The sequence below is a fragment of the Derxia lacustris genome (genome assembly GCF_002105195.1).
Taxonomy (GTDB): domain Bacteria; phylum Pseudomonadota; class Gammaproteobacteria; order Burkholderiales; family Burkholderiaceae_E; genus Derxia; species Derxia lacustris.
The window spans coordinates 1-13,687 of record NZ_MUHU01000031.1 but is presented as its reverse complement, the minus strand read 5'-3'; the positions used below and the strand labels follow the sequence as shown (position 1 = coordinate 13,687).

Here is a 13,687-nt window from a genome sequence, read left to right as displayed (position 1 = left end):
CGGCTTAACCCGCAAGGCCGGAGCCCGCAGCGGCGACATCGACTTGTGCTCCGGGTCACAAAGTCGTCATGCCGATGTCACCGGCCTGTCGCCACCGGCTCGCAGAGTCGGCCGGCCATGAACATCCTGCTCGTCACCGATGCCTGGGCGCCGCAGGTCAACGGCGTGGTGCGCACCTGGACCGAGGTGCTGCGCGAGGCGCGCGCACTCGGCCTGCGCATCGAGGTGGCCGCGCCCGATGCCGGCCCGACGATGGCCGCGCCCACCGAGCCCGGCGTGCGCCTGAGTCTGGCGCCGGTGCGGGTGCTGGATGCGGCCCTGGCGCGGCTGCCCGGGCGCCGGCCCGATGCGCTGCACATCGCCACCGAAGGCCCGCTCGGCCTGGCCGCGCGGCTGCGCGCCGGGCGCGAGGGCTGGCGTTTCACCACCTCGTATCACACGCGGTTTCCGGAATACCTCGCGGCCCGGCTCGGCCTGCCCGAGGCGCTCGGCCATGCGGCGCTGCGCTGGTTTCACCGGCCGGCGCGGCGCGTGCTGGTGCCCACGGCCAGACTGCGCGACGAGCTGGCGGCGCGCGATTTCCGCCATCTGCGGCTGTGGTCGCGCGGGGTCGACGGCGCCGCCTTCCGGCCCGAGGCGCCGCCCGACGAGGTCGCGCCGCCCGGCTTCGAGGGCTTGCCGCGGCCGATCTTCCTGAGCGTGGGCCGGGTGGCGCGCGAGAAGAATCTGGAGGCGTTTCTGGCGCTCGACCTGCCCGGCAGCAAGGTGGTGGTCGGCGGCGGCCCCGAGCTGGCCCGGCTGTCGGCGCGGCATCCCGAGGTGCGCTGGCTGGGTCCGCGCGCGCACGCGGCGCTGCCGGCCTGCTATCGCGCCGCCGATGTGTTCGTGTTTCCGAGCCGCACCGATACCTATGGGCTGGTCATGCTCGAGGCGATGGCCTGCGGCTGTCCGGTCGCGGCCTATCCGGTGACCGGGCCGATCGATGTGGTGGGCGCGGGCGGCGTGCTCGACGCCGACCTGCGCGCCGCCTGCCTGGCGGCGCTGGCGCTCGATCGCGCGGCGGTGGCGCACTCGGCGCGCAGCCGCAGCTGGGAAGCCACGGCGCGCCAGTGGCTCGATGCGCTGGTGCCGCTGCTGCCGATGAATTCAGCGCGCCGCCGGCAGCTCCGGCTGGACGGTGGCGCCGAGCCCGGCGGCTTCGGCTTCAGCCTCGGCACGGTCGGCGCGCTGGTGCGCGGCGGTCCGCAGGCTGCCGGCCAGGTCGGCGACGCGCTCGGCCGTGCGCTCGACGCTGCGCGCGCCACTGGCAATGACGCTGGCGCCCAGCGCCTCGGTCTCGGCCACGAGGGCCGCCGCGGGCAGATCGGCAACGGCCACCTCGGCTGAGGCTGGCGCCACTGCCGGCGCGGGCGGCGTGAAAGCCTTTGCAGCCGGCGCGGCCGCCGCGTTGCGAGCCGCCTGCTCGGCGATGAGCAGCCGGCTTGCCGAGGCGCCCGCCATCAGCCACAGCCGCGTGCGCCGCGACAGCCCGAAGGCTTCGGCCGCGAGGCTCACCGTCTCGACCAGCGCATCGGGCCGGGCCGCTGGCGCGGCTGCGGGCGGCACTGGCGGGGCCGGCGGCGTTGCGGCGGTCGCCGGCGCAGCGTTGCGGCGCCGCTCCAGCTCGGCCTCGATCGCCTCGGCCAGCTGACGGTTGAGATCGTCGTCGGCGGCAGCGGCGCCGGCCGGCCGGACCGGCGCGGCGGTGGCGGCCGCCGGGCGCGGCGCCCGCCGGGCCAGCAAGCGGCGCAGCAGCGCCGCCGGCGTGAACAGCTCGGCGACCAGTTCGCGCAGCCGGTCGACCATGCCGACCAGCAGGCTTTCGCGCTCGCGGTCGGCCCACATCAGCGCGCCGATGCCGCCGGCCAGCAGCGCCAGCGGCGTGGCCACCGCCAGCGTCACGCCGATCCAGCTGTCCCAGAGCAGCACGATGACGACCACCAGCAGGCCGATCAGCCCGAGCGTGGCCACCACCGCGCCCACGCTCGCGACCACGCCGCGCATCACCATCAGCCGCAGGTCTTCCTCGGCCGCGCGCAGCAGCAGCCGCGCCAGCCGGGTGGCCGAGGCTTCGGCCGCCTGCGGCCCGGTGGCCGCGTCGTCGCGAGGCGTCATGGCGCGGCTCAGTCGCGGTTGCGCAGCACGGCGAACAGCACGCCGAGCGCAAAGCCCGCGCCGGCGGCCACCGCCACCGATTGCAGCGGCCGGTCGCGCACGTATTCGCGCGAGGTCTCGGCGCCCTGCTCGGCCAGCGCGCGCGCGCTGTCGACCTTGGCGCGGGCGAATTCGGTCGTGGCCTGGGCCAGCGCGGCCGCACGGTCGCTCACCACCGAGGTGCCGTCGGCGATGCGTTCGCGCAGCGCCACCAGTTCCTCGCTCGATGCGCTGGCGATGTCGGAAAGCAGCTGCTCGAAATCCTTGGCGATGCGGCCGGCGGCGGCGCTGTCGGCGGCGTTGGACGTGCGGGCGCGCAGTGACGAAGCGATGGAACTCATGGTCTTTCTCCTTCGGTTGATGGCTTGGAACCCCGGATTCAGCTTCGGCCCGGCCGGGGGTGCCGGTCTTGAGTTGGCTCAAGCGCGCCGACGACAAGGTCGCTCACGAAACCCATGACGGCCATCGCGACAAACACGGTCAGCAGAAAATTGACGCCGACCGAGGCCAGCACCGGTCCGCCCAGACAGACGGTGGCGCCGAGGATGGCGATCATCACGAACACGACGACGTGGTACAGCATGGGCTTCTCCTTGCTGGCTTCGCCGTCGGCTTCGCGGCGTGGTCACAGTGTCGACGCGCGGCCCCGGGCGGCCTGTGAGCCCGGCGGTTCGGCTTGTGTCGCAGTGTTACGCGCGCGGCTGTCAGCGCAGACCTACAGCGCCGGCGCCAGACGGCGGCCGGGCCGTCTCGGGATTGGTGCGCGCCGGCAGGATGGCCGTCACCCGGGTGCCGCGACGCGGCGCCGATTCGACCTTGAGCCGGCCGCCCAGGCTCATCAGCCGGTACTTCATGCCGGCCAGGCCATGGCCCGGCGTGTCGGCCAGCAGCGCGGTGTCGAAGCCCACGCCGTCGTCCTCGACCACCAGCTGCACCTCGGCATCGAGCTGGCGCAGCGCCAGCCGCACATGGCTGGCATTGGCGTACTTGTAGATGTTGGTGAAGGCCTCCTGCGCGACCCGGTACAGCGCCAGCCCCGAGCTTTCGTCGACCGTCACGCCGGGCTCGATGTCGAGCGCCATCTCGCCGCCGAGGCGCTGGCGCTGCTGCTCGGCAAAGCCGCTCAGCGCCGGCACGAAGCCGAGCGTGGTGAGCGTGGACGGCCGCAGGTCTTCGATGATGCGGCGCTTGAGCGCGACGCCGTGCTCCAGCAGTTCCTTGAGGCTGCGCAGCCGCGCCAGCGCCTTTTCGTCGGCGCCCTTCAGCCGGCCGGTGGCGGCGGCCAGATCGAACTTGGCCGCCGTGAAGATGGCGCCGAGCTCGTCGTGCAGTTCGCGCGACAGCCGGGCGCGCTCGTCCTCGCGCGCCGATTGCAGATGGCTGGCCAGCCGGATCAGTTCGGCGGTGCGCTCGGCGATGCGCACATCGAGCTCGTCGCGCTCGCGCTGCACCGCGCGGCGCTGCCGTTCGCTCTCGTGCGCCAGCCGCTCGCTGTGACGCAGGAACAGCCCGAAAGTCATCAGCACGAACAGCGTGGCGAAGGCGATGCCCAGCCGGGCCCAGTTGGCGGTGCGCTCCCAGTCGCGCGTGATGACTTGCAGCCGCTGTTCCTCGTAGGCCAGCAGCCGGCCCACGCCGTCGCGCACGGCTTCCATCTTCTCGAGGCCGACATCGGTGCGCACCACCTCGGTCGCGGCCTCGCCCTGGCCGCGCTGGCGCAGCCGCATCGACACGTCGAGCTCGGCCATCTTGGCCTGCACCGCCTGCTCCACCGGGCCATACAGCGCCTGGCCTTCCGCATCGCTCAGGTAGTGCTGATGCGCCAGCCGGGCGCTGCGGCCGACCGCGTCGATGGCATTGCGATAGGGCGCCAGATAGCGCTCGTCGCCGGTCAGCACGAAGCCGCGCTGGCTCGATTCGGCATCGACCAGCGCCGCGCCGATGGCTTGCAGCGTGCGCTGGATTTCCAGCCGCTCGGTCACCTCGGTCGAGCCCTTGGTCGCCTCGTGATGGCTGTACTCCGACAGCCCCAGCAGGCCGAGCGACAGCGAGGCGCAGACGAACAGGCCGCGCGCCAGCCCGCGGCCGCGCAACGGCGGCTCGATGGCCGGATCGGCGGCAGCGGGCGCCGGACGGCGCAGCGGGAACAGGCGATTGAACGGAGGAAGCATCGGCCGGGATGACTTTGCCTGCGCGCGCAGGCAGGGCTGGAAATGTAGGAGAGGGCCGACGGAGGCTTGCGGGCGACTCTTGCAGTGCGCCGAAGGTGGCCTGCCCACAATAGTTCCATCGGCTTCGCGATGGCAAGAAACCGCCGACGGAAGCCACCGTCGCCTCGCGGCCCGATGCGGTCGGGTTCAGGCCATCGCGCCGCAGCCCGGGTGACTGCATGTAACACCATCGAAGACACCGGCCAAGGGCGTCGAACATGACGTCCGGGCCATCCAGGACGCACACCGGAACCAAGGAGCCAGCGATGACCATTCTGCAAGCCAACCGCCACGACAGCGCCACCGGACTGACCGACCGCAACACCCTGCGCGCCGAGGCGCGGCGCAGCGTGAGCGACGGCGCGGTCACGGCCGCCTATGCCGCCGACCGCACGGCCGTGATTGCCATGTTGCAGACCGCGCTGGCCACCGAACTCACCTGCGCGTTGCGCTACCGGCAGCACTACTTCGTGGCCAAGTCGCCGGTCTCGCCGTCGATCAAGGATGAATTCCGGGAACACGCCGCCGAGGAACAGGAACACGCCGACCAGCTGGCCGAGCGCATCGTGCAGCTCGGCGGCACGCCCGATTTCAATCCCGCGACCTTCGCGTCGCGTTCCGATGCCGAGTACGTCGCCGGCACCGAACTGCGCCAGATGCTGACCGAGAACCTGGTCGCCGAGCGCATCGCGGTGCAGGCCTACACGGAAATGATTCATGCGATCGGCGAGAGCGATCCGACCACGCGGCGGATGCTGGAGCAGATTCTCGCGAAGGAAGAGGAGCATGCGGACGAGCTGTCCGACCTGCTTCCTCGCGAGTGAAGGCCCGGCCTTCGCAGTCCCCCTCCTGCGGCGCCCCGTCCCCCGACACTGGGGCGCATTTCGGGTACGCTCGACTCAGGTCAGGCGTACCCGTCTTTTTTTCTGCATCACCCTGAAAAGCCATGCCGATCCGTATCCGAGTCGCCATCTGCGATGACCACGCGATTGTCCGGGCGGGCTTCCGTCAGTTCATCGCCGACCAGGCCGACATGGAAGTCACGGCCGAGGCCGAGACCGGCCGCGCCGCCCTCGACATCGCCCGTTCGGGCCGCTGCGACGTGCTCCTGCTCGACATCTCCATGCCCGGCCAGAACGGCGTCGACACGCTGCGCGCCATCAAGGCCGGCCAGCCCGAACTGCCGGTGCTGATCCTGTCGGGCTACCCCGAAGAAAACTACGCGCTCAGCCTGATGAAGATGGGCGCGAGCGGCTATCTGCGCAAGGACGTCGATCCCGACGAGGTGCTGCGCGCCATCCGGCTCGTGGCCCAGGGCCGGCGCTATGTGAGCCAGGCCGTCGGCGAGATGCTCGCTGCCGGCATCGACGATCCCGACGCGGCGCCGCCGCACACCCGGCTGTCCGACCGCGAGCAGCAGGTCTTCCTGCGCCTTGCGCGCGGCGAGACCGTCACCGGCATCGCCGAGGCGCTCAATCTGAGCGTCAAGACAGTCAGCACCTATCGCGCCCGGCTGTTCGAGAAGCTGAGCCTGCAATCGAACAGCGAGCTGACCTACTACGCGATGAAGCAGGGCCTCATCGAATGAACTGAGGCGGCTCCGCCAAAGCCAAAGGGCCGGCAACGCGCGCTGCGTTGCCGGCCCTTTGTGCTTGATGAAGCCGTATCGGCGATGCCTCTTCAGCTCATTCGCCGCCCGCCCCCAGGCGGTCGCGCAGATAGTCGGTGAGATCGTCGATCTCGCCCGACTTGTCGAAGAAGGCATCGGCGCCGAGCGCGAGACACAGGTCGCGCACCTCGGGGCCGGCTTCGTTGGTGAGCACCAGCCGCACCGCGCGCCGGTCGCTGCCGGGCCGCTGGCCGAGCCAGGTGAGCACGCCGATGCCCGTTCCCTCGCGCAGCCACAGGTCGAGCACGAGCACGTCCCAGCGGTTCTGCGACAGCCATTGCTTGGCGTCGGCCTCGGTCTCGGCATAGCCGACCACCTTCACATGCTTGACCTCCTCAAGCAGCGGGATCAGTCGGTCGCGGATGACTGGCGAGTCCTCGACGATGAAAATCCTGAGCGCGGCATCTACCGCCATGATGTTGTGACGCTCCATCTGGGCTACATGCACCGTCTGCATGCCGACTCCCGGTAAATCGATAAAAGGCAGTTCCGCGTTCGGGACCGCCGGAGCGACCGGTAACGCCATGCATCATCGCTCAAACCCTCGCGCAGCGATGCGCAGGCAGGAGCGATCCATCCGGTCCCGTCACCCTGTTTCCCCTCGGACTTCCGGAGCAGCCGGGCTCGGCAAACCATGCAGGATTGTCTGGTTGCGGGCGCTGGCGGATTGCCGGAACCGTCTGTGCCGCCCGGTCGGCGAACTTCCAGCCGGGCTGTAGGAATGATCCGACGCCGGCACCGGCCAGGGTCTGGCGGGCGCCACCAATGCAAAAAGGGGCCGAAGCCCCTTTTGCCGCCGCTGCGTCCGCGCTCAGTTGCGCTGACCCACGCGCTCGTCGTTGATGTCGATGTCCTTGGTCTCGCGCACGAACAGCAGCCCGATGACGAAGGTGATGCCGGCCACCACGATCGGGTACCAGAGCCCGTGATAGATGTTGCCGTTGGCCGCCACCAGCGCGAACGAGATGGTCGGCAGGAAGCCGCCGAACCAGCCGTTGCCGATGTGGTAGGGCAGGCTCATCGACGTGTAGCGGATGCGGGTCGGGAACATCTCGACCAGCATCGCCGCGATCGGGCCGTAGACCATCGTCACGTAGATCACCAGGATGGTCAGCAGCACCACCAGCATCGGCTTGTTGATCTGCGCATCGTCGGCCTTGGGCGGATAGCCGGCGGCCTTGATCTCGGCGCCGAGCAGCTTGTTGAACTCGGCATTGCGGCCCTTGAACGCGGTGCCGTCGAGCGCCTCGCCGTCGAAGCTCTGCACGCTCTTGTCGCCGATCTGGATGGTGGCCAGCGACCCGGCCGGCGCCGGCACGATGCTGTACGACACCGAGGCCTTGGCCAGCGCCGCCGCCGCCACGTCGCAGCTCGACGCGAAGTTGGGCTTGTTGGGATTGGCGAACAGCTCGAACTGGAAGTGGCAGCTGCCCGGATCGGCCACGATGGTGACCGGCGACTTCTCCTGCGCCATTTCGAGCGCCGGATTGGCGTAGTGCGTGATGGCCTTGAACAGCGGGATGTAGGTCAGCGCCGCGATCAGGCAGCCGGCCAGGATGATCGGCTTGCGGCCGATGCGGTCCGACAGCGAGCCGAACACCACGAAGAACGGCGTGCCGATCAGCAGCCCGATCGCCACCAGGATGTTGGCCGTCGCCGAATCGACCTTGAGCGACTGCGTGAGGAAGAACAGCGCGTAGAACTGGCCCGTGTACCAGACCACCGCCTGACCGGCGACCAGCCCGATCAGCGCCAGGATCACGATCTTGAGATTGCGCCACTGGCCGAACGACTCGCTGATCGGTGCCTTCGAGGTCTTGCCCTCTTCCTTCATCTTCTTGAAGGCCGGCGATTCGCTCATCGACAGGCGGATCCACACCGAAATGCCGAGCAGCAGGATCGACACCAGGAAGGGCACGCGCCAGCCCCAGTTCTGGAACGCCTCTTCACCCAGCAGCGTGCGCACGCCCAGGATGACCAGAAGCGACAGGAACAGGCCCATCGTGGCCGTGGTCTGGATCCAGGCCGTGTAGGCGCCGCGCCGGCCGGCCGGCGCGTGCTCGGCCACATAGGTGGCGGCACCGCCGTACTCGCCGCCGAGCGCCAGGCCCTGCAACAGCCGCAGCGCCACCAGGATGATCGGCGCCGCCATGCCCCACGAGGCATAGCCCGGCAGGATGCCGACGATGAAGGTCGACATGCCCATGATGAGGATGGTGACCAGGAAGGTGTACTTGCGCCCGACCAGATCGCCGATGCGCCCGAACACCAGCGCGCCGAAGGGCCGCACCGCGAAGCCGGCGGCAAACGCCAGCAACGCGAAGATGAAGGCCGAGGTCTCGTTCACGCCGGCGAAGAACTGCTTGGAAATGATCGCCGCGAGCGAGCCGTACAGATAGAAGTCGTACCACTCGAACACCGTGCCAAGCGACGACGCGAAGATCACTTTCTTCTCTTCGCGCGTCATGGGCGCCGCGCTGCCCATCGGAATAGCCGCTGCCATGTTGTCTCCTCCACTGTCGGGATTTCTGCCCGGAGAAACACCCCGGTTCCGGCCGATTGGGCATTTGACGCTTTACACGGGGCTTACCGTTTTCACCTTCCGGCAAGTGTCGGCGAGCCGGTTTGTGCGGCTGCAATAACGGCATTCAGCCAACGCCAAATATGGTCAATGGATGAAGAAGCATGGGATTTGCATTGCGGGCGCACATGGCCGCGTCGCGCTCGGTATTTACACCGAGGCCGACTCATGCAAAGGAATTCCGCCGCAGCCGGGCAGTGCGGCAGACCTGGGGAAAATGCCGAGTCCGCCGTTGGGCGCCGCGCCTAGTGCGGCGTGGCCGATTGCCGGGTGACGGCAGGCGCGGCCGCAGGCAGGCTGATCCAGGCCCAGGCCGGGCGCTGGAACAGCCAGCGCAGCGGCGTTGGCCGGGCCAGCCGTTCGAGCGCGAAGGCACTGCCGATGGCCAGCAGCGTGACGCCGAGCGCCAGCGGCACCGCCGGCAGCCGCAGCCCGGTCAGGCTCCAGCCCAGCAGCAGAAAATGCACCGGCAGCGAATGCGCCAGATACACGACGATCGAGCGCCGGCCGCAATAGGCCAGCCAGCCGAAGGCGCGCAGCTGCGCCGTCAGCGCGGCGAGCGCCACCGCCACCAGCGCGCCCGTCAGGCTCAACGCCAGATGCACCGGCGACATTTCGACATAGCGCGGCGCGATCACCGTGGCCCAGCCGTTGATGCCGGCCCAGACGACGATGGCCGCGAGCGTCGCCAGCCGATGCCGGCCGAACCATTGCGCCAGCTCGCCGATGCGGGCGGCAAACAGCCAGCCCAGCGCGAAATAGATGAAGCGCTCGGCCGTCGCATCGATGAACAGCAGGCCCGACTGCGGATCGGCCAGATTGATCGCCGCCGCGCCGATGAGCACCGCCGGCGCGCTGGCGCCGCTCATCAGCCGCGCCAGCACATAGAACAGCGGCAGCAGCAGGATGAACCAGAGCGGCCCCGGCTCGTTGAAGGCGTGGCTGAAGAACATGGCCAGCGCCGCCATGCCCGACGGCCCGTTGCGCCAGTGGCCGAGCAGCAGGTATTCGAGCCCGAACCACAGGAAAAAGAAGTACCAGAAGTGCACCAGCTTGCGGTCGAGATAGAGCCGCCACGGCCGGCCGAGCACCGGCCCGAGCAGCAGACCCGACACCAGGAACAGCCCGGGCAGCCGCAGCGTCTCGGCGAAGCGCATGGCGGTGCCGACCGGGCCGGGCGGAAGCGCGTACTTCCACATTTCTAGGATGACGTGCAGCACCACGATCAGCAGCACGCACAGGCCGCGCGCATGGTCGATCCAGTCGATGCGGGAGCTGCTGGCGGACTGGGACTGCGCGGGCATTGCTGAAGCCGGCATGCAAGTCTCCCGAGACGAGGCGAGCGTCGTTTTGTGACTTAGCTCACCGATGAGTAGATTGAAATCGCTTCGAAGTCTAATAATTTCTAGGGATAAATTCTAGAAATATCCGAGAAATCCCCGCTTCAAGCCTTCCGTCCGGCAACTGGACGCGGCGCGACGGGCACAGCGACCGGCTTGTCTGCGAAGCTCGCCGACTCCTCTGCCCGCCCGACACCCATGAACCTGTCTTCCGCCTTCAGGACCGTTTTCGGCCCATTGGCGCTTTTCTTGATGGCCCTGCCGACCGGCGGAATGGCGCAGCCCGCCGCCGAGCCGGCGCCCACCACCGCTTCGCCGGCGCGCGCCCCGGCCCCGCCGACCGCCGCACCGGCCGCGCCACTCGGGCGGCCGCGCATCTGCCTGGTGCTGTCGGGCGGCGGCGCGCGCGGCGCGGCGCATGTCGGCGTGCTCAAGGTGCTCGAAGAACTGCATGTGCCGATCGACTGCATCGCCGGCACCAGCATGGGCGCCATCGTCGGCGGCGCCTACGCCTCGGGTACCAGCGTGGCCGAGATGGAGGCACGGCTGCAAAGCCTGACCACCGAGGCGCTGTTCACCGACGATCCGCCCCGGCCCGAGCGCTCGATGCGGCGCAAGGCCGACGATGCGCGGCTGTTCGTCGGGCCCGAGATCGGCGTCGATGCCGAGCGCGGCCTGCGGCTGCCGAAGGGCGTGGTCTCGGGCACGGCGCTGGAGGCGGTGCTGCGCCGGCTGGTGCACAGCGGCGGCGTCAACCGCTTCGACCGCATGCCGATTCCGTTTCGCGCGGTGGCGACCGACATCGAGAGCGGGCAGATGGTGGTGTTCGCCCAGGGCGATGTGCCCAATGTGATGCGCGCCAGCATGTCGGTGCCGGGCGTGGTCGCGCCGGTGGAAATCGGCAACCGCGAGCTGGTCGACGGCGGCCTGGTGCGCAATCTGCCGGTGGACGTGGCGCGCGCCATGGGCGCCGACGTGGTGATCGCGGTCAACCTGGGCACGCCGCTGATGAAGCGCGAGGACATCAACTCGGTGCTCGACGTGTCGGGCCAGATGATCAACATCCTCACCGAGCAGAACGTGCGCGCCTCGCTGGCCCAGCTGACGACGCGCGATGTGCTGATCTCGCCCGAGCTGGGCGCGTTCTCGGCCGGCGATTTCAGCGGCGCCGCGCTGGCGGTGGCCATCGGCGAGGCGGCGGCCCGGCTTGAGGCGCCCCGGCTGGCGGCGCTGGCCGTCGCGCCCGAGGTCTATGCGCAATGGGCCGAGCGCTTCGATGCGGCGCGCAACGGCTCGCCGCTGAGCCATGCGCTGCCGATCGCCGAGGTGAAGGTGACCGGCACCGAGCGCGTCAATCCCGAGGTGCTGCTGCGCGCCGTGAGCACCCGGCCCGGCCAGCCCTTCGACCAGCGCACCATGGACGACGATCTGCGCCGGCTCTACGGCTGGGGCGACTTCGAGCGCGTGGGCTTCAAGGTCGACGAGGCCGCGACCCGGCCGGTGGTCACCTATGACGTGAGCGAGAAGAGCTGGGGCCCCGACTACCTGCGCTTCGGCCTCGGGCTGCAAAGCGATTTCTCGACCGATTCCAGCTTCACGCTGCTGGCCAGCTATCGCCGCACCTGGCTCAACAGCTACGGCGCCGAATGGCGCAACGACCTGCAGCTGGGCCGGCACAACCTGCTGCATTCCGAGTTCTTCCAGCCGCTCGACCTGGACCGGCGCTGGTTCATCGCGCCGCACATCGATGCCGGCCTGCGCCCGCTCACGCTCTACAACGGCGATGCCAAGCTGCTGCGCTACGGGCTGGCCGAACGGCTGGCCGGCATCGACCTCGGCCTCGATGCGTCGAGCAGCCTGCAATTGCGCGCCGGGCCGGTGTTCGGCTCGCGCCGGCTCACGCTCGATACCGGTGCCTTCCCCGGCGTGCCGCATGAAGTGTCGGATCGCGTCGGCGCGCTGCGCCTGCAAGCGCGCAGCGACACGCTCGACAACCGCCAGTTCCCGGGCGACGGCCATGCCGCCAGCGCCACCGTCACCGGCTCGCGGCGCGAACTGGGCGCCGATGCCGACTACACCCGCTGGGAGGCCGACTGGATGTCGAGCGCCTCGCTGCGCAGCCATGTGCTGGCGCTGCGGCTGCGCGCCGGCGGCAAGTTCGGCGGCAATCCGCTGCCCATTTCCGACCAGTTCCGGCTCGGCGGCTTCATGAATCTGTCGGGCTATGCGCCCGACCGCTTCTACGGCGGCGGCTATGAGCTGGCCACCATCACCTATGCCGACCGGGTGCTCGAGATTCCGCTGCTGCGCGGCGCCTATGCCGGCATGGCGCTGGAGCTGGGCCGCATGCGCCAGCAGCCGCTCGGCGGCGGCAGCGGCGTGCGCAAGTCGCTCGCGCCCTTCGTTGCGGTCGACAGTCCGCTCGGGCCGGTGTATCTCGGCCTTGGCCTTGCGCCGGACGGCATGCGTTCGGCCTACATCACGCTCGGATTGCCATGACCAAGAACTCAAGCGACTCCTCCGTCCCGACCTCTGCCGCCGACCGCGCGCGCTGGCGCGCCAATTTGCGCGACGAACTCGACTCCGCCGCGCTCTACGAGGCGCTGGCCGGCGCCGAAGCCGATCCGCAGCGCGCCGGCGTGTTCCGCGAGCTGGCCCAGGCCGAGCGCACCCACGCCGGCTTCTGGGTGCAGCGCTTGCAGGGCGCCGGCGAAACCGTGGCGCCGCACACGCCGTCCTGGCGCGTGATGACCATGAGTCGGCTGGCCAGGTGGTTCGGCGTCGGCTTCGTGCTGCCCACGCTCACGGCGGCCGAGTACGCCGATCGCAACAAGTACGCCGACCAGCCCGACGCGGTCGCGGCCGGCCTGTCGGCCGAGGAGCAGCAGCACGCCTCGGTGCTGCACGCCGCCGGCCGCGGCGACATGCATGCGGTCGCGATCGCGCGCGGCGAGCGTCAGCCCGATGCGGCGCATCTGCCGAGCGCCGCGCCCGCGTCCGCGCGCGGCATGACCGGCGACGAGATCGCGCGCACCGAGCGCTGGCATCGCGGCGCCTCGGGCAACGATCTGCGCGCGGCGGTGCTCGGCGCCAACGACGGGCTGGTCTCCAACTTCTGCCTGGCGATGGGCGTGGCCGGCGCCGGCGCCGACGGCAAGACGCTGCTGATGACGGGCGTGGCCGGCCTGGTCGCAGGTGCCTGCTCGATGGCGCTCGGCGAATGGCTGTCGGTGCTCAACGCGCGCGAATCGGCACAGTCGCAGATGGCCAAGGAAGCCGAGGAAATCGAGAACACGCCGCATGCCGAGCAGCGCGAGCTGGCGCTGATCTATCAGGCCAAGGGCATCGCGCGCCGCGACGCCGAGCGGGTGGCGGCGCAGATCATGCAGAACAAGGACACGGCGCTGGAGACGCTGACGCGCGAGGAGCTGGGCATCGACCCGGCCGAGCTGGGCGGCAATCCGGTGAGCGCGGCGGCGATCTCGTTCGGGCTGTTCGCCACCGGTGCGCTGATCCCGATCCTGCCGTTCATGTTCGGCTCGGGGCCGTGGGCGATGGCGGCGAGCGTGGGGCTGACGGCGGCGGCGCTGTTCGGCATGGGCGCGGCCACGTCGCTGTTCAACGGGCGCACGGTGATGTACTCGGGCGGGCGCCAGGTGCTGGTGGCGGGGTTGGCGGCGGCGGTGACCTGGGG

General features: G+C 70.0%; 11 protein-coding genes and 1 pseudogene. 5 read left to right on the top strand and 7 right to left on the bottom strand.

Features of this window, described 5'->3' with window-relative positions; translation table 11 throughout:
- Nucleotides 1-117: 117 nt before the first annotated feature.
- Nucleotides 118-1,137: pseudogene (locus B9P64_RS19700) on the top strand (glycosyltransferase family 4 protein); the annotation flags it as partial.
- A gap of 9 nt (nucleotides 1,138-1,146) precedes the next feature.
- On the opposite strand, the gene B9P64_RS30660 reads toward B9P64_RS19700, so the two are convergent.
- From B9P64_RS30660 to B9P64_RS19680, 4 genes are all read right to left on the bottom strand, one after another.
- A complete protein-coding gene (locus tag B9P64_RS30660; RefSeq protein WP_085317879.1) occupies nucleotides 1,147-2,154 on the bottom strand; it encodes a hypothetical protein in 1,008 nt (335 codons plus the stop codon).
- An 8-nt stretch (nucleotides 2,155-2,162) separates the two neighbouring features.
- The gene (locus tag B9P64_RS19690) at nucleotides 2,163-2,534 is read right to left on the bottom strand and encodes a glycine zipper domain-containing protein (protein WP_085317878.1); all 372 of its coding nucleotides are present in this window, start codon (nucleotides 2,532-2,534) and stop codon (nucleotides 2,163-2,165) included.
- A gap of 38 nt (nucleotides 2,535-2,572) precedes the next feature.
- The gene (locus B9P64_RS19685) at nucleotides 2,573-2,776 is read right to left on the bottom strand and encodes a hypothetical protein (protein ID WP_085317877.1); all 204 of its coding nucleotides are present in this window, start codon (nucleotides 2,774-2,776) and stop codon (nucleotides 2,573-2,575) included.
- A 121-nt stretch (nucleotides 2,777-2,897) separates the two neighbouring features.
- Nucleotides 2,898-4,364 carry a CHASE3 domain-containing protein gene (locus tag B9P64_RS19680; RefSeq protein WP_085317876.1) on the bottom strand — a complete coding sequence of 489 codons (1,467 nt, stop codon included), beginning with the start codon at nucleotides 4,362-4,364 and terminating at the stop codon, nucleotides 2,898-2,900.
- Nucleotides 4,365-4,669: 305 nt separating this feature from the next.
- On the opposite strand from B9P64_RS19680, the gene B9P64_RS19675 reads away from it, so the two are divergent.
- Together B9P64_RS19675 and B9P64_RS19670 are read left to right on the top strand one after the other, a co-directional pair.
- Nucleotides 4,670-5,227, top strand: coding sequence for a ferritin-like domain-containing protein (locus B9P64_RS19675; protein WP_085317875.1), 558 nt, complete (start codon nucleotides 4,670-4,672; stop codon nucleotides 5,225-5,227).
- Nucleotides 5,228-5,349: 122 nt separating this feature from the next.
- Nucleotides 5,350-5,991 (top strand): response regulator, encoded by a 642-nt coding sequence (locus tag B9P64_RS19670; protein WP_085317874.1) that lies wholly within the window; start codon nucleotides 5,350-5,352, stop codon nucleotides 5,989-5,991.
- 97 nt (nucleotides 5,992-6,088) lie between these two features.
- On the opposite strand, the gene B9P64_RS19665 is transcribed toward B9P64_RS19670, so the two are convergent.
- The 3 genes from B9P64_RS19665 to B9P64_RS19655 all read right to left on the bottom strand — a co-directional run bounded on the left by B9P64_RS19665 (nucleotide 6,089) and on the right by B9P64_RS19655 (nucleotide 9,957).
- On the bottom strand, nucleotides 6,089-6,529 hold the full coding sequence (locus tag B9P64_RS19665; protein ID WP_235840060.1) for a response regulator: 441 nt from the start codon (nucleotides 6,527-6,529) through the stop codon (nucleotides 6,089-6,091).
- A 354-nt stretch (nucleotides 6,530-6,883) separates the two neighbouring features.
- On the bottom strand, nucleotides 6,884-8,575 hold the full coding sequence (locus B9P64_RS19660; protein WP_085317873.1) for an MFS transporter: 1,692 nt from the start codon (nucleotides 8,573-8,575) through the stop codon (nucleotides 6,884-6,886).
- Nucleotides 8,576-8,898: 323 nt separating this feature from the next.
- Entirely contained in the window at nucleotides 8,899-9,957 is a 1,059-nt protein-coding gene (locus tag B9P64_RS19655) for an acyltransferase family protein (RefSeq protein WP_176256906.1), read from the bottom strand.
- A 309-nt stretch (nucleotides 9,958-10,266) separates the two neighbouring features.
- On the opposite strand from B9P64_RS19655, the gene B9P64_RS19650 reads away from it, so the two are divergent.
- Together B9P64_RS19650 and B9P64_RS19645 are read left to right on the top strand one after the other, a co-directional pair.
- A complete protein-coding gene (locus B9P64_RS19650; protein ID WP_235840059.1) occupies nucleotides 10,267-12,492 on the top strand; it encodes a patatin-like phospholipase family protein in 2,226 nt (741 codons plus the stop codon).
- A partial coding sequence (locus tag B9P64_RS19645) for a VIT1/CCC1 transporter family protein (protein WP_085317870.1) occupies nucleotides 12,489-13,687 on the top strand: 1,199 nt, incomplete at its 3' end. The genes B9P64_RS19650 and B9P64_RS19645, both read left to right, overlap by 4 nt.

What these genes read in the sequence shown, in the direction of transcription:
- B9P64_RS30660 (WP_085317879.1), bottom strand. Translation starts at nt 2,154, where the DNA reads ATGACGCCTCGCGACGACGCGGCCACCGGGCCGCAGGCGGCCGAAGCC.
- B9P64_RS19690 (WP_085317878.1), bottom strand. Translation starts at nt 2,534, where the DNA reads ATGAGTTCCATCGCTTCGTCACTGCGCGCCCGCACGTCCAACGCCGCC.
- B9P64_RS19685 (WP_085317877.1), bottom strand. Translation starts at nt 2,776, where the DNA reads ATGCTGTACCACGTCGTCGTGTTCGTGATGATCGCCATCCTCGGCGCC.
- B9P64_RS19680 (WP_085317876.1), bottom strand. Translation starts at nt 4,364, where the DNA reads ATGCTTCCTCCGTTCAATCGCCTGTTCCCGCTGCGCCGTCCGGCGCCC.
- B9P64_RS19675 (WP_085317875.1), top strand. Translation starts at nt 4,670, where the DNA reads ATGACCATTCTGCAAGCCAACCGCCACGACAGCGCCACCGGACTGACC.
- B9P64_RS19670 (WP_085317874.1), top strand. Translation starts at nt 5,350, where the DNA reads ATGCCGATCCGTATCCGAGTCGCCATCTGCGATGACCACGCGATTGTC.
- B9P64_RS19665 (WP_235840060.1), bottom strand. Translation starts at nt 6,529, where the DNA reads ATGCAGACGGTGCATGTAGCCCAGATGGAGCGTCACAACATCATGGCG.
- B9P64_RS19660 (WP_085317873.1), bottom strand. Translation starts at nt 8,575, where the DNA reads ATGGCAGCGGCTATTCCGATGGGCAGCGCGGCGCCCATGACGCGCGAA.
- B9P64_RS19655 (WP_176256906.1), bottom strand. Translation starts at nt 9,957, where the DNA reads ATGCCCGCGCAGTCCCAGTCCGCCAGCAGCTCCCGCATCGACTGGATC.
- B9P64_RS19650 (WP_235840059.1), top strand. Translation starts at nt 10,267, where the DNA reads ATGGCGCAGCCCGCCGCCGAGCCGGCGCCCACCACCGCTTCGCCGGCG.